Origin of the sequence: Collinsella aerofaciens (genome assembly GCF_040910325.1) — a bacterium.
Classification (GTDB): Bacteria; Actinomycetota; Coriobacteriia; order Coriobacteriales; family Coriobacteriaceae; genus Collinsella; species Collinsella aerofaciens_BL.
In genome coordinates this window covers 66,632-88,859 of the sequence record NZ_JBDGAV010000002.1, presented here as the reverse complement: position 1 = coordinate 88,859, position 22,228 = coordinate 66,632, and the positions used below count along the sequence as shown (strand labels likewise).

The 22,228-nt window shown below is 60.9% G+C and carries 19 protein-coding genes and 1 other RNA gene; 15 read left to right on the top strand and 5 right to left on the bottom strand.

Annotated elements, in window-relative coordinates; all coding sequences use genetic code 11:
- Positions 1 to 255: 255 nt before the first annotated feature.
- A complete protein-coding gene (locus AB5Z25_RS01565) occupies positions 256 to 1,377 on the bottom strand; it encodes an IS110 family RNA-guided transposase (protein ID WP_271759599.1) in 1,122 nt (373 codons plus the stop codon).
- A 233-nt stretch (positions 1,378 to 1,610) separates the two neighbouring features.
- The gene (locus AB5Z25_RS01560; protein ID WP_368134624.1) at positions 1,611 to 2,369 is read right to left on the bottom strand and encodes an HAD family hydrolase; all 759 of its coding nucleotides are present in this window, start codon (positions 2,367 to 2,369) and stop codon (positions 1,611 to 1,613) included.
- Positions 2,370 to 2,683: 314 nt separating this feature from the next.
- On the opposite strand from AB5Z25_RS01560, the gene rpsA reads away from it, so the two are divergent.
- The 3 genes from rpsA to AB5Z25_RS01545 all read left to right on the top strand — a co-directional run bounded on the left by rpsA (position 2,684) and on the right by AB5Z25_RS01545 (position 5,400).
- Positions 2,684 to 3,850, top strand: coding sequence for a 30S ribosomal protein S1 (gene rpsA / locus AB5Z25_RS01555; RefSeq protein ID WP_022095232.1), 1,167 nt, complete (start codon positions 2,684 to 2,686; stop codon positions 3,848 to 3,850).
- Between the two features lie 324 nt (positions 3,851 to 4,174).
- An RNA gene (gene rnpB, locus AB5Z25_RS01550) (RNase P RNA component class A) lies at positions 4,175 to 4,536 on the top strand.
- Between the two features lie 225 nt (positions 4,537 to 4,761).
- Positions 4,762 to 5,400: a YigZ family protein gene (locus tag AB5Z25_RS01545; protein WP_368134623.1), complete on the top strand. Its 639-nt coding sequence runs from the start codon at positions 4,762 to 4,764 to the stop codon at positions 5,398 to 5,400.
- A gap of 68 nt (positions 5,401 to 5,468) precedes the next feature.
- Here the strand turns inward: AB5Z25_RS01545 and AB5Z25_RS01540 are convergent, their stop codons facing one another.
- Positions 5,469 to 5,987: a C-GCAxxG-C-C family protein gene (locus AB5Z25_RS01540; protein ID WP_368134622.1), complete on the bottom strand. Its 519-nt coding sequence runs from the start codon at positions 5,985 to 5,987 to the stop codon at positions 5,469 to 5,471.
- Between the two features lie 158 nt (positions 5,988 to 6,145).
- On the opposite strand from AB5Z25_RS01540, the gene AB5Z25_RS01535 reads away from it, so the two are divergent.
- The 4 genes from AB5Z25_RS01535 (at position 6,146) to AB5Z25_RS01520 (ending at position 10,073) form a co-directional block, all read left to right on the top strand.
- Positions 6,146 to 7,429, top strand: coding sequence for an O-acetylhomoserine aminocarboxypropyltransferase/cysteine synthase family protein (locus AB5Z25_RS01535; protein ID WP_117776343.1), 1,284 nt, complete (start codon positions 6,146 to 6,148; stop codon positions 7,427 to 7,429).
- A gap of 141 nt (positions 7,430 to 7,570) precedes the next feature.
- A complete protein-coding gene (locus AB5Z25_RS01530) occupies positions 7,571 to 8,875 on the top strand; it encodes an MFS transporter (protein ID WP_368134621.1) in 1,305 nt (434 codons plus the stop codon).
- A gap of 157 nt (positions 8,876 to 9,032) precedes the next feature.
- Positions 9,033 to 9,611, top strand: coding sequence for a xanthine phosphoribosyltransferase (locus tag AB5Z25_RS01525; RefSeq protein WP_117564969.1), 579 nt, complete (start codon positions 9,033 to 9,035; stop codon positions 9,609 to 9,611).
- A 63-nt stretch (positions 9,612 to 9,674) separates the two neighbouring features.
- Positions 9,675 to 10,073, top strand: coding sequence for a peptide chain release factor family protein (locus tag AB5Z25_RS01520; protein ID WP_368134620.1), 399 nt, complete (start codon positions 9,675 to 9,677; stop codon positions 10,071 to 10,073).
- Positions 10,074 to 10,160: 87 nt separating this feature from the next.
- On the opposite strand, the gene AB5Z25_RS01515 is transcribed toward AB5Z25_RS01520, so the two are convergent.
- Both AB5Z25_RS01515 and AB5Z25_RS01510 read right to left on the bottom strand, forming a co-directional pair.
- Complete coding sequence (locus AB5Z25_RS01515; RefSeq protein ID WP_368134619.1) at positions 10,161 to 11,123, bottom strand: diacylglycerol/lipid kinase family protein; 963 nt, start codon at positions 11,121 to 11,123, stop codon at positions 10,161 to 10,163.
- Positions 11,124 to 11,209: 86 nt separating this feature from the next.
- The gene (locus AB5Z25_RS01510; RefSeq protein WP_368134618.1) at positions 11,210 to 12,631 is read right to left on the bottom strand and encodes a chloride channel protein; all 1,422 of its coding nucleotides are present in this window, start codon (positions 12,629 to 12,631) and stop codon (positions 11,210 to 11,212) included.
- A gap of 210 nt (positions 12,632 to 12,841) precedes the next feature.
- Between AB5Z25_RS01510 and AB5Z25_RS01505 the strand changes: the two genes are divergently transcribed.
- From AB5Z25_RS01505 to AB5Z25_RS01470, 8 genes are all read left to right on the top strand, one after another.
- Positions 12,842 to 14,104: a molybdopterin molybdotransferase MoeA gene (locus AB5Z25_RS01505; protein ID WP_368134617.1), complete on the top strand. Its 1,263-nt coding sequence runs from the start codon at positions 12,842 to 12,844 to the stop codon at positions 14,102 to 14,104.
- A 10-nt stretch (positions 14,105 to 14,114) separates the two neighbouring features.
- Positions 14,115 to 14,594, top strand: a complete 480-nt coding sequence (locus AB5Z25_RS01500; protein WP_368134616.1) for a MogA/MoaB family molybdenum cofactor biosynthesis protein — start codon at positions 14,115 to 14,117, stop codon at positions 14,592 to 14,594.
- A gap of 203 nt (positions 14,595 to 14,797) precedes the next feature.
- Positions 14,798 to 15,670: a molybdate ABC transporter substrate-binding protein gene (modA, locus tag AB5Z25_RS01495; RefSeq protein WP_368134615.1), complete on the top strand. Its 873-nt coding sequence runs from the start codon at positions 14,798 to 14,800 to the stop codon at positions 15,668 to 15,670.
- Positions 15,671 to 15,738: 68 nt separating this feature from the next.
- Positions 15,739 to 17,181, top strand: coding sequence for a molybdate ABC transporter permease subunit (gene modB, locus AB5Z25_RS01490; RefSeq protein WP_368134614.1), 1,443 nt, complete (start codon positions 15,739 to 15,741; stop codon positions 17,179 to 17,181).
- A gap of 3 nt (positions 17,182 to 17,184) precedes the next feature.
- Positions 17,185 to 18,255: a sulfate/molybdate ABC transporter ATP-binding protein gene (locus AB5Z25_RS01485; RefSeq protein ID WP_217750450.1), complete on the top strand. Its 1,071-nt coding sequence runs from the start codon at positions 17,185 to 17,187 to the stop codon at positions 18,253 to 18,255.
- 429 nt (positions 18,256 to 18,684) lie between these two features.
- A complete protein-coding gene (locus tag AB5Z25_RS01480; protein ID WP_347478381.1) occupies positions 18,685 to 19,968 on the top strand; it encodes a double-cubane-cluster-containing anaerobic reductase in 1,284 nt (427 codons plus the stop codon).
- 154 nt (positions 19,969 to 20,122) lie between these two features.
- Entirely contained in the window at positions 20,123 to 21,427 is a 1,305-nt protein-coding gene (locus AB5Z25_RS01475) for a double-cubane-cluster-containing anaerobic reductase (RefSeq protein WP_368134613.1), read from the top strand.
- A gap of 14 nt (positions 21,428 to 21,441) precedes the next feature.
- Positions 21,442 to 22,206, top strand: a complete 765-nt coding sequence (locus AB5Z25_RS01470; RefSeq protein WP_347478383.1) for an acyl-CoA dehydratase activase — start codon at positions 21,442 to 21,444, stop codon at positions 22,204 to 22,206.
- Positions 22,207 to 22,228 lie beyond the last annotated feature (22 nt).

The following is a 22,228-nucleotide window of genomic DNA, read 5'->3' as shown; positions in this document are numbered from 1 at the left end:
GCGTTGACCACCTGCTCGGCGAGCAGCCTGAGCAGCGACTGGATGTCGACCATCCCGTCGGTCGACCTCGGGATGGCGGCCTTATCCGGCATCGCGTCTGCTAATATCTCCATAGCGGTCCCTGTCCTTTCCCAGAACCTGTGTTATGTAGCAATTCCAGATTCTAGGACAGGGGCCGCTTGCGTTTGGCGGTCAGCCGTCGGCGCGCTTACACCAACATTTCCGACGCGATCCTCGCCGGGACGGGGGCTGTGTCTATTCCGCGCCCTCCCGGCACATCATGCCGAGGGCCCAGAGCCACCTCACGAGCTCGGCCGCGGTGGCCGCGTTGGCCTTCGCCGCGGGCACGCCGCGGGCGAGCATCTCCTCGCGCCGCCGCAGGAGCCGCTCGGACCCCTTCCTCCCGTGCATCCTTATCTCGAGGGGCACGCCCGTGTCCCTTGGCATGAGCTTCGGCTGGTGCCGTGCCGCGGCGTAGCACCATGAACCCTCAACGGCCAGCTTCCTCACGAGCGCGTTGCCCGCACCGCTGATGCCTCCGAGCCGCACGGAGTCGCCACTCGACCTCTGACTCGGCGCGAGGCCGAAATAGGCCGTGACCTGCCTTCCGGAACGGAACCTCGTGAAGTCGCCGACCTCGGCCGAGAAGGCCGCGGCCAGCGCGAAGGCGCAGCCCTTGATCGACTGGAGGGCGGCCACCTCCGCGGCGATCGGGCTGGCATCCACGGCGGCCCTGTACTCGGAGAGCAGGTCCGCCCGGGCCTCCGCCGCGGCCTCGACCTCGTTCCTCAGGGCGGCGAGCGTCCGAACCCCGCCATCGTCCTCCGGCCTGACCTTGTCGAGCCACCTCAGGAAGTCGTAGGTCCAGTACTTCCTCGGGTTACCGGCGGGCGTGGTGCCGCCGTAGACGAACCCCCGCTTTGCGAGGAAGGCGAGCAGCCGCTGCTTGGCGGTCGCCAGGCGCGCGGTCGCCCCGTCGTAGGCGCCGGCGAGGTCCCTGATGCCTTCGACCTCGGGGGAGGGGACCCATGCGGGGGAGATGTCGTGGGCGAGTATCGCCTTGGCCATCCTGGCGGCGTCGTTCCTGTCGTTCTTGGAGGCCGAGTCGGCGGCCGACCTGGGGATCTTCGAGACCGCGGCGACGACGCACTCGACGCCGAGCCCGGCGAGCTCCCGCTGCGGGGCGAAGCCGAGGTAGCCGCTCTCGTAGGCCGCGAGCGACGGCCCGGGGAACCCATCCATCCACCCGGCGATCTCGCCCCAGGGGTTGCCGGGGAACCTCCTCGTCACGGCCTCGCCGGTGTCCGCGTCGAGGGCGCAGACGGTGGTCGACCTCAGGTGGACGTCCATCCCGAACGCGGTAGAATACTTTGGCATGGGAGCCTCCCAACCTCGTTGCGGCGCGGCTGCGCCTATGGCACTTCAACATCATTGTCGCAGCCCCGACCCGCGGTCACGAGCGGGGGCTCCTATCTTTTTAGTGCCCTCGGATTGGGTCATAGTGTCTGTCGTTGCCAAAACATCGGCGCCATCTTTGTAATGTGAAAAGGGGCTGAACCTTTGTCACATTCGGTCTGCGGCGTTATTTTGTTTGGAGCGAGGGAGGGGTCCTACGACAGTTCGTCGGCTATTTGGTGCTCGTAGAAGGCTTCGATTACGGCGTTGAAGTCGTGGGCGAAATCTTCCATGGTTCCGCGCCAGGTGGCGCGTCCCGGTTTTCCTTGGCCCACAAAGGCGGTTTGGATGCCGCAATCGGGGGACGGGAAGTCGCGTTTGGGATCGTTGCCCACCATAAGGACCTCGTGCGGCTCGAGTCCCATCACCTGAAGCTGCTCTAGATAGTAGGTGGCATCGGGCTTGCAGCGGGTGGTGTTTCCCATGTGCGTGACGAGCTCAAAGGGGGCGTCGGCCAGGTCGCCCCAACCCATGCGGCACTCGATGGCCCCCTGCGGAAAGCTGGGGTTGGTAAAGAGCGCGCAACGTAGCCCTGCATCCTGTACGGCCTGAAGCGCGGCATGTGCGCCGGGCATGGCGTGGGCGTTGATGACATCGTCGTTCTTGTACGGAAGAACTTCGCGGTCGTAGTAGGTAAACGCCTCGTAGATGAGTGGGTCCGAGAGGCAAATGCCGCACCGGCGCTCAACCTCTTCTTGGTAGAACTCAAGATTGGTGCGATTATCCGTGCCGCTTCGGCGGTTGGCGTTGAGGTCGACCAGGATGGTGCCGAGGCGCGCCATCGTGCCACCTCGGCTGCGTCGTCCGATATCCGCGAGCATCGACGAGACATCCTTAAAATAGCGAAGGATGAACGCGTTGAGGTTGATGCTAAGAAGCGTCTCGTCCATATCGAAAACGACTGCTTTGAGCACGCGGGCACCTTTCTCGATAAATCGTTCCAGAATCGTTGCTCCGGATACTTTACCCCAAAGCCGTATGCCTAACTGCCTATCGTCAATTTATGGAGACGGTCGTCCACAAGATTGCGAAAAAGTCTCCATACGAGTAAAAAATCGCAGTTCGCGCTTGAAATCGAAGTAATTTCCCCGTAATCTATACGAACGTGATTGCATAAGCGTCACATTAGTATCTGTCGGCTCCCGAGTGTTCCTAAACGTTGTGTGCTTGTCGCACCCTTCTGTAGGTCCTAGCAATCGGGGCCCCGTAGTTCGAAAGGGGTCCACCTTTGAGTGAGATTCAGAACTCGTCCATTTTCTCTCTTGACGATGTCAATGAGGAGGAGATGAACAACCTCATCGACGGTACGATTACCGACTTTGATGAGGGCGATCTCGTTAACGGCACTGTCGTTAAGATCGAGCATGACGAGGTGCTCGTTGACATCGGATTCAAGTCCGAGGGCGTTATCCCGGTCCGCGAGCTGTCCATCCGTAAGGACGCTAACCCTGCAGACATCGTTGCACTCGGTGATCCCATCGAGGCTCTGGTTCTCCAGAAGGAGGACAAGGACGGTCGTCTGGTCCTGTCCAAGAAGCGTGCCGAGTACGAGCGTGCTTGGAACCGCATCGAGGAGAAGTTCAACTCCGGCGAGAACGTCGAGGGCGAGGTTATCGAGGTTGTCAAGGGCGGCCTGATCCTCGACATCGGCCTGCGTGGCTTCCTGCCCGCTTCCCTCGTCGACCTCCGTCGCGTCAAGGACCTCACCTCTTACATGGGCACCCGCATCGAGGCTCGCGTCATCGAGATGGACCGCAACCGCAACAACGTCGTCCTCTCCCGTCGCGTCGTGCTCGAGGAGTCCCGTAAGGCTGAGCGCTCCGAGATCCTGTCCAAGCTCAAGTCTGGCATGCGTCTCCAGGGCACCGTTTCCTCCATCGTCGACTTCGGCGCCTTCGTCGACCTCGGCGGTATCGACGGCCTCATCCACATCTCCGAGCTCTCCTGGAACCACGTCAACCATCCTTCCGAGGTTGTCAAGGTCGGCCAGGAGGTCGAGGTCGAGGTTCTCGACGTCGATCTCAACCGCGAGCGCATCTCCCTGGGTCTCAAGCAGACCACCGAGGATCCGTGGCGCGCACTGGTCAAGAAGTACCCCGTCGGCGCTATCGTCGAGGGCACTGTGACCAAGCTTGTCCCGTTCGGCGCTTTCGTCGACCTGGGCGAGGGCATCGAGGGCCTGGTTCACATCTCCGAGATGGCCAACAAGCACGTCGATCAGCCTTCTCAGGTCACCCACGTGGGCGACAAGGTTCAGGTCAAGGTCATGGAGATCGACCTCGACCGTCGTCGTATCTCCCTGTCCATGAAGTCCGCTGCTGAGACTCTGGGCGTCGAGATCGAGGTTACCCCGCTGCCTTCCGAGAAGAAGGACGAGGAGACCGACGCCGAGTAAATCGGTTTGACGATCACTTGTTTGAAGGGATCCGTCCGCAATGGACGGGTCCCTTTTTGCATTTGGCGCAGAAATGCGCAATGCTGGCGTGCTGTCCACGGGCTATTGGATTGTCGGTGCATAAAAATGCCGACATCCCGCCTCGGGGAGGAGGCGGGAACGCACCGAGTAGACGGAGGGGTGCGGAGCGCGGTCGCGTCTCGACTGACGACGTTGCCCATCGACGACCCTATTGTACTGTATAGCGTGGTTCTTGGTTTATCGTGTCGAACGCTTGTGTTGTGCCATTGCCTGCGGCAACGGTGTGCTACACTCTTGCACTGCTGAGTGGGCCAGACGGTCGCGCGATGTGCTGCTTGCAGTACGCGTGAGGAAAGTCCGGGCTCCAGAGGGCGGGATGCCGGCTAACGGCCGGGCGGAGTGATCCGACGGAAAGCGCCGCAGAAAAGAAGACTCCCACCTGCGCCGCAAGGCGTAAAGGGAAAAGCTGAAACGGTGGTGTAAGAGACCACCAGCGTCGTGGCAACACGGCGGCTTGGCAAGCCCCATCCGGAGCAAGCGCGAATAGGAACGCTATGGGCCGGCCCGGTCCGCGTTCGGGTAGCGTGCGTGGAGCTGCACGGTAACGTGCAGACAAGATAAATGACCGTTCACGACAGAACCCGGCTTATCGGTCCACTCAGCACTTTGTTGACGCTGCGAACCCGTCAGCGCGGCAATCTGCCTTTCAAGCCTTCGGGCATGACCATAAGGTCAATGCCCTCGTCTTTCAAGGCACCTTGCTCGCGCTGACGGGTTCTCGCTGTCGGTGACGGTATCATTGGCGTTCCCGTTCTTGTTGGCAAGGTCAACGGTGCTGTCTTTGCCGTATTATTGAGGCTGTTTGTTGCTTTGCTTGTTGTTGAGGGGCTTTGTTGGACAGCTATTTTACTCTGCAATCGAATATTGAGGCTTCGGGCGAGTTTTTGGACCGCAAGAGCCGGTTTATTGCCCAGCTGGTCCATATTGAGTCCGAGGACGAGGCGAATGCCTTTATCGAGATGGTTCGAAAGCGTCATTACGACGCTCGACACAATGTTCCCGCGTGGATTTTGGTCGATGGACGCGAGCGTCAAAGCGATGATGGTGAGCCGAGCCGCACGAGCGGTATGCCGACGCTCGAGGTGTTGCGCGGCGCGGAGCTCAAAAATGTTTGCTGCGTAGTGACGCGCTATTTTGGTGGCACGCTGTTAGGGCCCGGTGGCTTGGTGCGCGCCTATACCGCGGCGACGCAGGCGGCGGTGGCCGCGGCTCAGGAGGCTGGGCAGATTGTCGAGATGACGAGTGTCGTGCCTGTTGACGTGCATGTGGCCTATCCGCAGTATGAGCAGGTGCTTCGTTTGGCGCAGGATTCGGGTGCCAAGGTTTCGGATACCGATTACGCGGATGCCGTGACACTTCACTTGGTGTTTAAAGCGGGGGAGCAGGAGCCGTTTTGCGCTAAGATGCGCGAGCTTATGGCGGGGCGCGAGGAGATTGAGGTCGGCGCTCCCGAATTTGCCGAGTTCTAACGGCGACGGCCGGCGTGCTTTTGGATGGATTCCAAGCGCGCCGGCCGTCGTTTTTCTGTTGCTGCCGTTTACTCGGCGAGTCGCTTTAGCATATCGCAGGCGATCTCGACGGCATCGTCGATGCAGCCGGGGCAGCTGCGGAGCGGACCCTTGTCCGTTCCGATGCCCTTGAGCGTGCCGCAGACGGTCGTCGTGTTCTTCTCACCAAAACGCTTGGCGATTTCGCGCGACAGCTTGTAGGTTTGGCCCTTGGTCTTGGGGTTTTCCATGCCGTCGCTCATTACAAAGCCCATGATGGCCACGGCGCCCGAAATGGCGCCGCAAGTCTCGGTCATGCCGCCCATGCCGGCGCCAAAGCCCTCGGTGAGGGTAAAGGCGACCTGGGGGTCGAGCCCGATGGCGGGCACGAGCGTGCAGGCGACGGCCTGGGCGCAGTTAAAGCCACGGGCGTGGTATTCGGCAGCTTGAGCCTGACAGGCGGTGATGTCGAGCTGGGCCGTATCGATTTGCTTCATCGTTGTCTCCTTGGTCACGGTGTACCCGCCTATGGTACCCGTGACGGGGCATGTAATCATCGAGAGCTTCATGTATGCCTCGTTTTTATCTATCGAGCAAATGCCCAAGGCTTGAGATAAATACCCCTGATCAATTTGTCCAATAACCTATCTTGGGGATGGGTTGAGAGGGGTGCAGGGTAGCGGTATCGTGAACCGAATGAAACGTAACCCAGGCAAGGGAGCTAGATATGAGCGAGCAGACCATCGGTACCACATGTGTTCAGGGCGGCTATCACCCGGGAGATGCCGAGCCGCGCCAGGTGCCCATCTACCAGTCCACCACGTGGAAGTACGACACGTCGGAGCATATGGGTAAGCTGTTTGACCTGGAGGAGTCGGGCTACTTCTACAGCCGCCTGCAGAACCCCACGTGCGATCTCGTTGCCGCCAAGATCTGCGAGATGGAGGGCGGCACCGCTGCGATGCTCACGAGCTCGGGCATGGCTGCGAATTTCCTCGCGATCTTTAACGTGGCCGGTGCCGGCGATCACGTAGTCGCGAGCTCTGCCATTTACGGCGGTACGTATAACCTGCTCGCCCACACCATGGGCCGCATGGGCGTGACCTGCACGTTCGTCGCCCCCGACTGCACCGATGAGGAGCTCGAGGCAGCCTTTGAGCCCAATACCAAGCTCGTCTTTGGCGAGACGATCGCAAACCCCGCCCTTGCCGTGCTCGATATTGAGCGCTTTGCCAAGGCCGCGCATGACCACGGCGTGCCGCTGATGGTCGACAACACCTTCCCGACACCCGTGATGTGCCGTCCCTTTGAGTGGGGCGCCGACATCGTTACGCACTCCACCACCAAGTACATGGATGGACATGCTGCCTACCTGGGCGGTGTGATCGTCGACCACGGCCAGTTTGACTGGATGGCCCATGCGGATAAGTTCCCGGGTCTCACCACGCCCGACGAGAGCTACCACGGCGTGACGTATGCCGAGAAGTTCGGTCGCGAGGGTGCCTTCATTACCAAGGCCACTGCGCAGCTTATGCGCGACCTCGGCCCCATGCAGAACCCGCAGGCGGCCTTCTTCCTGAACAGCTCGCTCGAGAGCCTGCATGTGCGCATGCCGCGTCATTGTGAGAACGGCCTGGCCGTTGCCAAGTTCCTGCAGAGTCATCCCAAGGTACGCTTCGTGAGCTATCCGGGCCTGGAGGGCGACAAGTACTATGATCTCGCTCAGAAGTACATGCCCAACGGTACCTGCGGCGTTGTGAGCTTTGGCTTTAACGGTGGCCGTGCGGCGGCCGAGACCTTTATGAAGAGCCTCAAGCTCGCCCAGATCGCCACGCACGTGGCCGACGCCCGCACTTGCTGCCTGCATCCCGCTAATGCCACGCATCGCCAGATGAACGATGAGGAACTCATTGCCTGTGGCATTTCCGCCGACATGGTGCGCTTGTCGTGCGGCCTCGAGGACACGGCCGATCTGATTGCCGACCTTGAGCAGGCACTCGAGCAGTGCTAGGCTAGCGTGCGTGCGAGGCGTGGGACGGCTTTTCGGCTGACGACGTCCTCATAGTTCCGATTCCGTAGGCGGGACCCCGATCGTGTCCGTTTGTAGGCGATTGGGGTCCCGTTTTTGCGTTGCACGATAGAAAGGATATACATGGAGAAAACTGCCGAGCAGCTGCGCCGCGAACACATTGCCCTAGAGGGCGACACCCACGGTAAGAATAAATGGGCGATTCTGTTCACCGTGCTCGTCATGACGTTTATGGTGTGTCTGGATTCGACCGTCGTGACCGTGGCGCTGCCCGTGATGCAAAAGGAGCTGGGCGTGGGCCTCGATCGCATTCAGCTGGTAAGCTCGGTGTATCTGCTTGCGACTTGCGTGGCTATGTTGCCGTTTGGCCGTCTGGGCGACGTGCGCGGCAAGGTGAATGTGTTTCAGTTGGGCGTCATCGTCTTTTCGGTCGGTTCGCTGCTGTGCGGCCTTTCGGCCTCGCTCGAGGTTCTTATCCTGGCGCGCATTGTTCAGGGCGTCGGTTGCGCGGCGGCCATGGCTAACAACATGGGTATCATCACCGAGTCGTTTCCGGCGCGCGAACGAGGCCGTGCCATGGGTATTCTCGCGACCTTCGTGGCCCTCGGCATGATGTGCGGCCCCGTGCTCGGCGGCATGCTGGTGGCAAGCTTTCCCTGGGAGAGCATCTTCCTCATCAACCTGCCCATCGGCGTAATCTCGTTTATCGTGGGGCTCTACACGCTGCCGCACGTTAAGCCAGAGGCCGGCGAACGCCCCATGTCCCTGATCGAGGCTGCTCGTCGCTGCTTTGCAAATTCGGCCTTCACCATCAACCTTGCCTGCATGCTCATCGTGTTTGTTGGCATTGGCGCATCCGAGTTTATCCTGCCGTTCTATTTTCAGGACGCCCACGGCTTTGGTTCCGACATTTCCGGATTGCTCTTTTTGGCGCTGCCAATGGTGAATGCCTTTATCGGCCCGCTTTCGGGTACGGTTTCGGACCGTGTTGGCTGCGAGGGCCCCACGGCAGTCGGCCTGGGCGTGTACGTATGCGGTCTTTTTGCGGTAAGCACACTCGACGAGCATTCTTCCATCCCTGTGATCGTGTGCTGTGTCGCGTTTATGTCGTGTGGTACTTCGATTTTCCAGAGCCCCAACAACTCGCTGTATATGGGCTCGGCTCCGCGCGAAGCGCTCGGCTTTGCGGGCAGCCTGGGCAGCCTGGCGCGCTACGCCGGCATGGCACTCGGCATTACGGCGGCGTCGCATATCCTGTATGGGCAGATGAGCGTGGCGATGGGCGAGGCCGTGACCAGTTTTGTTGCAGGCCGTCCGGATGTATTCCTATTCGGCTTTCGCTCGGTGTTTTACGTACTTATGGCTGTGGCCGCTGTGGGCTTTGCGCTTGCTATGGTGCGTTTGGTGAAGATGCGCGCCCGCCATTAGCGTGTTGGGAGGCTGTCTGCCACGATTCGCGCCGTCCCAAAAAGACTGGTTTGTGGTGCGATGCGGCTTGTGGGGCGGGCGGGGGTCGGTCCGTGGTAGACTATCGAACAACGTTTATTAATCGCGCGGTATCGTTGCCGTGAGAAGGGGTTGCGCCATGCAGGAGCTTGAGGATCGTATTCGCCATGACGGCATCGTAAAGGCCGGTAACGTCCTTAAGGTTGATGCCTTCCTCAACCACCAGTGCGACGTTGAGCTGTTCGACCATATGGGCGCCGAGTGGGCCCGTCTGTTCGAGGGTGTCGAGATCAACAAGATCCTGACGATTGAGGCTTCGGGCATTGGTATGGCCTGCATCGCAGCTCAGCATTTTGGCGGCGTGCCGGTGGTCTTTGCCAAGAAGGCCCAGTCCATCAACCTTGACGGCGAGCAGTATGCCACGACCATCTACTCCTTTACCAAGCAGAAGGAGTATCCGGTCATCGTCGGCAAGCGCTTCCTGTCCGAGGGCGACAAGGTCCTGATCATCGACGACTTCTTGGCCAACGGCTGCGCGCTCGAGGGCCTTATCAAAATCTGCGAGGCTGCGGGCGCCGAGGTTGCCGGCATTGGCATCGCCGTTGAGAAGGGCTTCCAGGGCGGTGGCGATAAGCTCCGCGAGCGCGGCTTCCGCGTTGAGAGCCTGGCCCGTATCGCCGATATGGACTGCGATACCGGCGAGATCACCTTCGCCTAAGCGCGCAACACAAGCGATTGGTATGCGATGTGACAAAGGGACTTTCCCTTTGTCACATTTTTTATGAGGGGAGGTGTTGATATGGATGAGAACAAGATGGGATGGCGCGAGTATGCGCGCTATGCCGAGATGTCGGTCGAGGAGTTGGCGCGCGATTGCGAGGTGCGGGTGTTTCGCGCGACAGGTCCGGGTGGACAGGGCGTGAACACGACGGACTCGGCGGTGCGCATGAAGCATGGGCCCACGGGGATTACCGTGACGGCGCGCGAGAGCCGCAGTCAGTTTCAGAATCGCAGCTGCTGTTTGCGTAAGCTGAGGGCAGAGCTTGAGCGTCGCGGGCGTCCACCGCGTCGACGCGTAAGGACCAAGGTGCCTCAACGCTCTCGCCAGCGCAGGCTCAACGACAAGCACTTCAACGCGATTAAAAAGGCCAACCGTCGCAAGCCGGGCGGGGAGGAATGATCTTCTCAATACGTTGCGGTGAAATAGGGACTGTTTTGCGGCTTTAGCTGCATAAACAGTCCCTATTTCACCGCAACTTAGGTGGGGCTAGCGGGTGGGGTGCCAGACGTGGAGGGCGCCGCCGAGGATGTCGACCTCGATGCGCGAGGCGACAACGGGCTCGCCGTCGGCCTGGATGGGGTAGTCGGGCTCCTCAAAAGTGAGCTCGGCATGGCGGCATCGGCGCATGCGAACCGGTGGCAACTTGGTATGGTGGCCGTCCTTGGCCGAAAGGAACACGGGAAGCGCGACCGCGCGAGGGACGGGGCCACAGGCGTAGCAGACGTCGAGTATGCCGTCGCAGGGGTCGGCGTCGGGACAGATGCGATAGCCCGAGCCATAGGTAGGTCCCAGCTGAATCGCCATGATGATCGCCCTCACGCGCTCGGCGGGCGCGCCGTCAAAGCTGGCTGTCATGGGGTAGTTGCGATAGCGCAGGCCAAACTGCTCAAGTCCCGAGAGGGTGTAGAGCGGAGCGCCCGTCAGGCCAGTCTTTTTGCGCAGCTCGGTGGTGCCAAGGCCGATAGCAGCATCGATGCCGATCGAAAGCGTCTGGTCATAGTACTCAACGGAACATTCGCCGCTACCGCTTGCGGGGTTCCATGAGCGAATCCGCCCGATGTCCTGACGCTGCAGCTCACAGGTGAGCAGCGCGCCAAAATCCTTGCCGGAGAAATCTTCGATGCCGAGCGTTTGGGCAAAATCGTTGCCAGAGCCCACGGGCAGGACGGCAAGGGCGGGCCGGACCGCCTCATTCTGCGTCATGAGTCCATTGACGACCTCGTGGATCACGCCGTCGCCGCCAAGGGCGATAACGGTGCGATAGCCCGTTGCCTGCGCGGCGAGTTCCTTGGCATGTCCCATGCGCTCGGTCAGCACCAGGTCAAACTGGGATGCGCGTGCTGTCATGTCCAAAAAGCGTTGCAGGCGCTCGGCAACTTTGCGTGCCGCACCCGACTGGGCGGCTGGGTTGGCGATGATGAGCGTGCGACCAAAATCAGTTGCGTGCATGGGGCGACTCCCGGCGTGTGACATGACGGTGCGGTCGCGCTCAGGTCGAATTGCCCCCGATTGTGGCTGCACGGTGATTATTAGATCTACTCTATCAGGTCGTTGTGGCGCTCGATAGCCTCCGCTACCGTACCGCCCTCATCCACAATAAGCGAACGGCGCTTGGGTGAGATGATGCGCTGAGCGGGGTACACGCCGCGGTGTCCGCCGGCGAGATAGCTGATAAAGGCCACGATGACAAAGAACCCGGCTGCCGTGCCGTGGAACAGGTCGATGGCCATCATACAGGTGGTGATGGGCACGTTAAGGCCGGCACAGAACACGCCGAGCATGCCGAGAGCCGCCAGAAAGCTGGGATCGATTCCGACGAGGCAACCTATCCAGCCGCCGAGCGCCGCACCGATACCAAACAGGGGCGTGACCTCGCCGCCTTGGAAGCCGGCGCCCAGGGTGAGCGCTGTGACGACCAACTTGATGGCTGCGTCCGCCAGGGTGGTGTTGCCGGCAAATCCAGCGCCGGAAAGCCACGTGGAAAGGCCGGCGTAGTCCCAGGCGTCGAGGAGGGCATAGGCGGCCAAAACCACGAGTGCGCCTATAAGTGCGCGAACGAGGTAATTGGTGATAAAGCGACCGTACAGGCTCTTGACGGTTCTAACCGACCAGGCAAAGAGGCGTGCCGTCAGACCGAAGATGATGGCGCTGATAACAACGATGACGACTGTCTTGGGCGTCATGGCGGGAACGCTGGCGATGACATTCGCTTCGTACTCGGTACCCAGGGCGAGTGATGTAAAGTAGCCGGTAAACGAGGCGACCAGACAGTAGATGCCCGCGGTGTAGTCGATCTTGCCGATAAAACACATCTCCATGCCAAAGAACGCGCCGGCAAGGGGCGAACCGAATACGGCGCCAAAGGCCGACGAGATGCCGGCGAGCATGAGGTCGTGGTGGTCATGCTTTTTGAGGTGGGCGAGGCTCGAGATGTTGCTGGCGATGGTGCCGCCAATCTGTACCGCGGCTCCCTCGCGACCGGCCGATCCGCCCGTTAGGTGCGTGAGCGTGGAGCAGACGAAGGTGAGGACGGCCATGCGCATATGGATGAGACGTGTGCCCAGAGCGGAGTCGATGACCAGGTTGTTGCCTCGTTTGGCGGCAAGGCCGTGGTTTTTGTACACCCATGCGGTGGCCATGCCCACAACGGGAAGCAGCGCGTAAATCCATGCATGGTGCTCGCGATAGTCGGTCGCGATATTCAGCGAGGCCAAAAACGCCCAAGCGGCAACGCCCATGGCGAGCGAGACGATGACGACGAGTGCGAGCAACTTGGCGCTTGCGAGTAGGTTGCGGACATTGCGGCGCGTGTCGGCAGCTAAGAGATGCTCGGAGCGGGTGATCTGATGCCTGCCTGCCATGATGACGTCGTTCAGGGAGAAAAAACCGCCGTCGTCGAGTGGCTGGGAATGATCCTGCGCCTCGTTTGCGCTTTCGGGTTTGTCGTTATGAGCCATATGTTCCTCTTTTAGGTTGTAACGCAAGCATTATAAAACGCGGTAAACGCGACGAGCCGGTGGGTTGGTTTCCATTCTGTTTCGCGGCCTGCAACCGACAGGTGTATTTGCGGGTACAGGCCGAGTCGCGGTCGTGCGTCGGGGGATTATACTGAGACAAGCATAAAGAATCGGCGCTCCTGTTGTGCGCCGTGGCATTAAGAGGTGCATATGGCAGAGAAGCTCATTCCGCTGGAGGACGCGCAGTCGATTGTTCTGTCGCATGTTGTTCCGACGGATCTCATCGAGATTCCCGTGTGGCAGGCCGCCGGTCTTCCCTTGGCCGAGGACGCGGTGGCCGATATCGACATCTCGCCGTTTGCCAACAGCGCTATGGACGGATATGCCGTGCGCTCGGCGGACTTGGTGCAGGCGTCTGGCGAGGCGCCGGTGACGCTCGACGTTATCGGACACGAGGCCGCGGGCCATGTGTTTGAGGGCGCAATCGCCCCGGGCGAGACCGTCCGCATCATGACGGGCGCGCCGGTTCCCGAGGGTGCGGATGCCGTGGTGAAATACGAGATTGTCGAGGTGCTTGACGGCAATGGCAACGAGGGCTCACGCGTGAGCTTCTCGGCGCCTGCCAAGGTGGGGGAGAACGTTCGCTCTGCCGCCGAGGAGGCTCATGCCGGCGATGTTGTGATGCACGCCGGCGAGGTCGTGGCTCCGGCGGGCGCCGGCCTACTGGCAAGCGCCGGTTACGCGAGCGTGAAGGTCCATGCCGCTCCGCGCGTGGGCATTATCTCGCTGGGCACGGAGCTGGTCGCGCCGAGTGAGCTGCCGGCGCGCGGGCAGATTCGCGACTCCAACTCCTCGGCGTTGATGGCCGAGGCACTCGATGCCGGCGCCGAGCCCGTGTTCTTTGGCATTGCGCCCGATGATGAGCAGGCGATTGCCGAGCTGGTGCATCGTGCCGTGCAGGAGTGCGATTTTGTCATTACGAGCGGTGGCGCCTCGGCTGGCGACTACGACTATGTGACGGCGCTCGTCCGGCGCGAGGGCGTGGTGCTGTTTGACCGCATCTCGATGCGTCCGGGCAAGGCCATCACTTTTGGCTTGCTCGGGGGCAAGCCCTACCTAGGGCTTTCAGGCAATCCGGCTGCGGCGTATGTAGGCTTTGAGATGCTCGCCCGTCCGGCGATTCGCAAGATGCGCGGCTTTGCCGAGGGCGTGCGTCCCGTGCAGCAGGCGACGCTCACGCACGGCGTGAAAAAGCGCCAGGACCGACGCTTCTTCGATCGCGCCACGGTTTTGCGCGACCCCGAGACCGGTGAGCTGTTGGTGACCGAGGCCAAGACGCAGAATTCGGCGCTGCTCGGCACGATGCAGCGGTCCAACTGCCTGCTGCGCATTGACGAAGGACCGTGCGAGCTCAAGGCGGGAGATGCCGTGGACGTTGTTCGCGTCGACCTGCCCGAGGGCGCCGTGTTGTAGGAGGAATGCTATGGAGCTGAAGATTTCGATTGTGACGTGCTCGGATACGCGCGATCTTGCCCAGGACGAGGCGGGTGCTGCGCTCGAGGAACTCATCGTGGCGCAGGGCTGGACGGTCGCCTCACATGTGGTCGTGCGCGACGACGTCAGCGAGATTGGTGATGCCATTGCGGAAGCCGCCGATGAGTGCCACGCCAATGTCGTGCTTACCTGCGGCGGCACGGGGCTTTCGATGCGCGATGTGACGCCCGAGGCGACGCGTGCCGTCTGCGAGCGCGATGTGCCGGGCATTGCAGAGGCAATCCGTGCGTACTCGATGACCAAGACGCGCCGCGCTATGCTCTCGCGTGCTATTTGCATGCAACGAGGTCATACACTTGTCGTAAACTTTCCCGGTTCCACGAAGGCCGCCCGCGAAAGCTGGGAGGCCATAGCGGACCAGCTGGAGCACGCGGCTCAGATGACAGCGGGCGGCGGACATACCAACTAAGCTATTTACCTGCGGTGGGGCGACCTTATCGGTCGCTCCGCTTTTGTTTTCCGCCGAATCGACGCCGAGGTGTACGGTAACTCGAAACTATATTCTCAGGCGAGAATAATTTCTCACTAACATTATTCGCGCAAAAGTATAATCTGATTGCAGATTAAAGCCCGCGGTGGGGTACCCGGGCACAAGGTCCGAAAGGGTTGAATATGTTCGATATGGTTTCTCGCCGCGGATTCGTCTCGCTTTCTGCTGTCGCCGCTGCCGGCCTTGGTCTTGCTGGCTGCTCGGGCAGCAAGACGTCCGAGCCGGCCGGATCCGATGCCGGTTCTGCTAAGGCATCTTCCAAGAAGGCTGTCGAGCTGCAGGTCTTTGCCGCCAACTCGCTCGAGAAGGCTCTGCCCGAGGTTCAGGAGCTCTACACAGAGCAGACCGGCACCACGTTTGCAGACACGCAGTTTAAGGCCTCCGGCGACCTTGTCGAGCAGATGCGCGCCGGTGCCGCCGTCGACGTGCTCATTACCGCTTCCAAGGGCACCATGGATGACGCTGAGACCGCCGAGCTCGTCGACGTCGATACGCGTGAGGACATGTTCGTCAACGACCTCGTGATCATTCGCGCCGAGGGCTCCGACACCAAGGTCGAGGCCGTCGCCGACGTCGCGAATCTGGACGGCAAGATCGCCATTGGCGACGCTAAGACTGTTCCCGCTGGCAAGTATGCCAACCAGGCCCTGGCCTCCGTGGGCCTCTACACCGGCACCGAGGGCGACGACGGCGAGTATGCGCCCGAGATCGCCGATAAGGTTGCCCTGGCCGATAAGGTGGGCACCGCCGCCGCCTATGTGTCCACAGGCGACTGCGTGGCCGGTTTTGTCTACAGCTCCGATATCTTCCGTTACGACGGCATCGAGGAGGCCTTCGTGTGCCCCGAGGATTCGCACAAGCCCATCGTGTATCCGGGTGCCGTTGCAGAGAGCTCCGAGTACGCCGACGAGGCCAAGGCGTTCATCGACTTTTGTCTGACCAACAAGAAAGCTCAGAAGATTTGGGCTAAGTACGGCTTTGAGCTTTCCGCGTAGTGCGGCTTGGCGCGATAATTCCATCGTTTTGTGTTTCACTCCGTCCTTGTATTCGCTTGGAGCTTTTCGTGCTTAATAGATTCCGCATGCTTGTCGCCTGTGCTTTGACCTTCGCGCTTTGCTGTGTGCCGGGATTTGCGTTGGCTGGGGATGCTGAGGACGGGGCCCAGGTTGCTGCGACCGCTCATGGGCTTTCCTATGGGATCGAGGGTTTTGAGCGGTTGGCCAAGGGGACCGCTCGTGCCATGGAAGGCCAGCCTGAGGGCTACCGGTTTCCCGTTGACGAGGACGTGGACCTTGTGGTGGCGCCTGCTGCCGATCGCGTTGTGGTGTGGATATCGCCCAAGGCGGTCGAGAAGTTTGGATTGGATCCGCAGGACAACGAGTGCGTATCGGGTCTCAAAGCCCTCGTCTGTGAACTCGACAGCGCAAACTGCATGGGAGGTGCGCAGCTGGGGGACGTGGATCTTCCTTGGTATGTTACGGCGGAAACAACGTTTGATGCCGGCGGGTATACCTATGGCTTTGACGAACGAGGTGCGGATGGGGACCGCTATGTGGTGATCGCATCAGCCTCGGGTGATGCCAAGAGCGGCGCGCGTTGGCTTGATAGCGCTCAAATGGTAGAAGCATCGTCTGTCGTGTTGCGGGATGAGCAGGGCCCCTTGACCTCTCTGGCCTCCTTTTTGGGCGACATCGACTATCGCCCGTTTTGGGTGTCCATTAAAACGTGCGGCCTTGCCCTGCTGATCTCCTTTGCGCTGGGCCTGTTCGCCGCGTGGAAGACTATGGGTACCTCGAGTCGCATCAAGGGCCTGCTCGATTCGGTCTTTACGATTCCTATGGTGCTGCCGCCCACGGTCTGCGGCTTTCTGCTCCTCATGCTGTTTGGCCGCTCGACCGGGGTGGGCCAGTGGCTCATCGCGCACGACATCTCGATCGTCTTTACCTGGCCCGCGGCGGTGATCTCTGCCGTGGTGGTGTCGTTTCCCCTGGTCTACCGTACGGCGCTCGGTGCCTTTGAGAGCCTCGACACGCAGATGCTCGATGCGGCGCGCACGCTTGGCTGGTCCGAGCGTCGCATCTTTAACAAGCTTATGATGCCCCTTGGTTGGCCCTCAATCGCAGCGGGCACGGTGCTCGCCTTTGCCCGCGCGATGGGCGAGTTTGGCTGCACGCTGTTCTTTGCGGGCAACTACGCCGGTATTACGCAGACCATTCCCATCGCCATCTACTTTGAGTGGATGGGCGGCAATACGTCGGTGGCCCTCTTTTGGGTCGTGGTCGTAATAGCATTCAGCTTCCTGGTCATCCTATTCATCAACATGTACACGGCGCATTCGCAAAAGTATCGCGAGCGTGGTCTCTCCCGTGCGGAGCGCAAACAGGCCAAAGATCTCGCCGGACAGGGTGATTCGCTCGACCCGGCGGGCGGCGATGCCCTGCGAATCGATCGCGAGGCGCTGGCCGAGCTTATGCGCGATGACGCGGTTGCGAAGGGAGGTCGATAGGCCATGTCGCTCGTTCTGGATATCAAAAAGCGCTATCCCGGGTTTATGCTCGACATGCAGCTTGAGGCCGGCGAGGAGCGTGTGGCGCTGCTGGGCGCCTCGGGTTGCGGCAAGAGCTGCACGCTGCGCTGCATTGCCGGTGTTGAGACGCCCGACGAGGGCAAGATCGTCGTCAACGGCGTGACCTTTTTTGACTCGGCGGCGGGCATCAACCTGTCGCCCCAGGAGCGAAAATGCGCCCTGCTGTTCCAAAACTATCAGCTTTTCCCCAACATGACGGTGGCCGATAACGTATGCGCCGGTGTAAAGGATGCGGGCGACGCCGCCGCGCGCAAAAAGCTCGCCGAGCGCTACCTGGGTATCTTTGGACTGGCCGATTTTGCCGACCGCTATCCCGTGCGACTCTCGGGCGGTCAGCAGCAACGTGTGGCGCTTGCGCGCATGGTGGCGGCGCATCCGGGCATCTTTATGTTCGACGAGCCCATGAGCGCACTCGATTCCTATCTTAAGAGCGCCCTCGAGCAGAACATGCTCGACCTGTTCGATGTATGCAACCGCACCGTGCTCTACGTGAGCCACGACATCGACGAAGCGTGCCGCCTGTGCCAGCGCATCTGCGTGATGCACGACGGGCATGTTGAGGAGATCGGCTCAGTCGAGGACGTGGTCCGCCGTCCGCAGACGCTGGCGGCGCTGCGCCTGACGGGCTGCAAGAACACAAGCCGGGCGCGCAAGATCGGCGACGAAGAAGTTGAGGCCCTCGACTGGGGCATGAGCTTTAACGTGGGTCGCGCGGTTCCCGATAATGTGGCGTACCTGGGCATTCGCGCAAGCTACTTCCATGTTGACAATCGCGCGGGGCGGGGTCGCAACAGCTATGATTTGCACGTGGCCCGAGTGAGCGATTCGCGCTTTGAGCGCCTGGTGCTGTTGGACGTGCCGCGTACTGATGCGCCCACGCGTCTGCAGTGGAAGGTCAACAAAGTGGGCGTGCCTGTCGACGAGCTGCCGCAAGCAGGCGAGAACCTGCGCATGCACTTCGATGCGAGTAGGATTCACCTGGTTTGTCGATAGCGCCGGGTAATGCCGTCGGGGATATAAGCCTCGGCGGCTTTGTCTTGCCGTTCGCCGAATGAAGGATGACAAACTCTTATCAATCAAGATAATTATTTATTAAACGACGGTACACGAGGTTGTCGTACGAATGTCAACGGTGTTCGCATGGTCGACGACCGTTGATATAGTTGACCTCAACTTGTAGAGGAGGGTGCGCACATGCCGCAGACGACATACATTCGCCGCGTTGCCGCGCGTGCCCTATATATGGCTCGGAGCCGCATATGAGCAGGTATGTTCACGGCTCCGGGAGAGACGACGCACAACTAAATAATCAGCTGCAAAGCAGGTTCCCCAAAATTCCGGGTTTAGTCGCGGTCGGGTTTTCGCCACCCACCGTGCAGCAATACCGTAGCTATTCATTTTTGATTCGAGAGGGGAACCGTCATGGCTGAAGAATTTGATTTCCATCCGATGTGGGAGAGCCTCGGCATGAATCTTGCCGACCACGACATGCTGCTGGGCGCCGTGGGCCAGATGTACGGCGATATGTTCCTGACGCAGAACAATCGCCCCAAGTCCACGTCCTACCTGGATTTTGTCGCCACCAACATCCACAGCGGCCGTATTAAGGAGATGCTCGACAAGAAGGAGGCCGGCGAGGCCACCAAGATCGTCGGTTCGTTCTGTGTGTACGTGCCCGAGGAGATCGTACTTGCCTGTGACGGCATTCCCGTTGGTCTGTGCTCGGGTGCCGACTGGGCGACCGACAAGGTCGAGGAGCATCTGCCGCGCAACACCTGCCCGCTCATCAAGAGCTTTGCCGGCTTTAAGCTGGGCGAGGTCTGCCCCTACATTGAGTCGAGTGACTTGGTGGTAGGCGAGAACACCTGCGATGGCAAGAAGAAGGCCTACGAGTTCTTTGCCACGCAAAAGAACATGTACGTCATGGATATTCCCAACGTGCACGACGAGTCGACGCTCGTGACCTGGAAGGCCGAGGTCAAGAAGCTTGCCGCCAAGATCGAGGAAGAGTGCGGCGTCACGATTACGCCTGAGCGCCTGAAGGCTGCCATCCACGCCGTCAACGAGAAGCGTCGCGCCCTGCAGCGTCTGGCTGCGACCCGCGCTGCCGATCCGGCGCCCATCAGCGGTCTCGACAGCCTGCTGACCGTTCAGGCCGCCTTTATGGATGACACGCCGCGCCTGACCGGCGCCATCAACGAAATGGCGGCTGAGTGCGAGCAGCGCGTTGAGGCCGGCGAGGGTGTGGCGCCCAAGGGCACCAAGCGCATCCTGTACACCGGTACGCCCATGGCCGTGCCCAACTGGAAGCTGTTCAACCTCATCGAGAAGGCCGGCGGCGTCGTGGTGGGCGAGGAGTCCTGCACGGGCTCGCGCTACTACAAGGACCTGGTCGACGAGTCCGGTGAGACGGTTGGCGAGATGCTCGACGCCATCGCCGAGCGCTACTTTAAGATCAACTGCGCCGTCTTTACGCCCAACGACCAGCGTATGAAGGACATTGTCCAGATGGCCAAGGACCTGCATGCCGACGGCATCGTCGACGTGGCCTTGCAGTTCTGCGCGCTCTACGAGATGGAGTCGTTTGCCGTGGAGAAGGCCGCCGAAGAGGCCGGCATCCCGTTTATGCACATCACGACCGACTACGCCGGCGAGGATGCAGGCCAACTGCAAACCAGGATTGAGGCTTTCTTGGAAACCATTTAGGGCTATCCGGTCCAGCGGCTTCCCCAAGCACCCGATCTTGCCGTTCAAACCATCGCTTGCATACCAAAGTACGCGGCGCTCCTCTTTCACGGCAACCTCGGGCACCTGGGAAAGCCGTTTCCTTGGTTGGTTAAAAGGTTTGTTAAGGAGTTATATGTCGGAAAATATTGAGCAGCCGTTGCCGTCCACGTTTGAGGAGTTCAACGAGCAACGCAAGGCGGCGTTTATTCGCGTCAAGGATTATAAGCAGGCGGGTAATCGCCTGGTCGGCTTTTTGTGCAGCTATACGCCGCTCGAGATTATCGATGCCGCGGGCGCTGCGAGCGTGGCGCTGTGCGGTACATCCGATGAGGTGACCCCCGAGGCCGAGAAGGTGCTGCCGGCAAACCTCTGCCCGCTCATCAAGTCGACCTACGGTTTTGTTTACTCGCAAAAGTGCCCGTTTACGTACTTTAGCGACATGATCATCGGTGAGACCACCTGCGACGGCAAGAAGAAGATGTACGAGCTACTCAACGAGCTCAAGCGCACGCACATTCTGCATCTTCCGCAGGGTCGCGATCGCGCCTATGAGCGTGAAGGCTGGTACGAGGAGTGCCGTCTGCTCAAGGAGGAGCTCGAGGGTTTCTACGGAATCACGATTACCGACGATGACCTGCGCGCTGCCGTCCGTCGTCGCAACCGCTTGCGTGCGGCCCAGCTCGACATGTTTGCTCTGCAGGCCAACCAGCCGGCGGCCATGAGCGGCGTCGACCTGATGAGCACTATGTTCGCCGGTACGTTTAGCTTTGATATCGAGGCCTATACGCAGCAGCTGGAGCAAAAGGTTGTCAAGCTGCGCGAGGCCTACGACGCGGGCGAGCGCCCGGTTGCGGCGGATGCCAAGCGCATTCTGATCACCGGCTGCCCGGCGGGCGGCGTGATCAACAAGATCGGTCGCACCATCGAGTCCAACGGCGGTGTGGTCGTGTGCATGGACGACTGCTCGGGCGAGCGCACGGCGGCCATGATGATCGACCCGGACGCGCCCGACATCCTGCGCGCCATCGCCGACCGCTACCTGGACATCAACTGCTCGGTCATGACGCCAAACGACGGTCGTATGGAAAACACGCTGGCCATGTGCGAGAAGTATCACGTCGATGGCGTAGTGGAGAGCGTGCTCCAGGCGTGCCACACCTTTAACGTGGAGAGTGCGCGCATGCAGGAGGCAGTCGAGGGTGCGGGCATTCCGTATATGAAGATCGAGACCGATTACAGCAACGGCGACATGGGTCAGATCGAGACTCGCATCGCCGCCTTCATCGAAACCCTCCAGCTTTCTCAGGCACCGGATCTTGCCCCTCAAACCGTCGCTTGCGTACCCAAAGTACGCTGCGCTCCTCTTTCGGGGCAATCTCCGGCATCTGAGAAACCTAGAGCTAAGGCGCCTGAACGCGCCGCTACCTTTGATGTTTAGATTGGGAGAGGGCCATGGTAGGGATCGGGATCGATATCGGGTCTACGGCGGCTAAGGCCGCTGTGGTCGATGGGGAAGGTTCGGTGGCATGGACGTGCGTGCAGCCAACCGGGTTCTCCTCGGTTGATGCGGCCGAGCGCCTGCGCGGCGAGCTTGCCGCGGCTGGCTATGACGTGGCTGCCGACGACGTGCGCGTGATCGCGACTGGCTACGGCCGTGTCGCCGTGCCCTATGCGCACAAGGTCGTGACCGAGATTACCTGCCACGGCACCGGCGCCGTGCGCCTGTTTGGCGACCACGGCACCGTGATCGACGTGGGCGGTCAGGACACCAAGGTCATCCAACTTAAGGGTGGCCGCGTGGCCAAGTTTGCCATGAACGACAAGTGCGCTGCCGGCACGGGGCGCTTTTTGGAGATCATGGCCGACCGCCTAGGCATTTCCCAGCAGCAGATGGCCGTCCTGGCGCGTTCCGGTGAGCCTACCAAGATCAGCAGCATGTGCACGGTGTTTGCCGAAAGTGAGGTTATCAGCCTGATCGGTCGCGGTGAGCCGCGCGAGAACATTGCACGTGGCGTGATCGACAGCGTGGTCTCGCGCGTGGCGACCATGGCCGGGCAGGCCGCGGGCGCCCCGTACTACCTGACCGGTGGCCTGTGCGAGAACGCCTTCGTGGTGGAGCGGTTGGGCGAGCTACTGGGGTCGCCGGTGACCACCTCGCCCCAGGCTCGCTTTGCCGGAGCGATTGGCGCGGCGATTCGCGCACAGGCGCTCAATTAATGCATCCGCCGCAGGCTCGCAT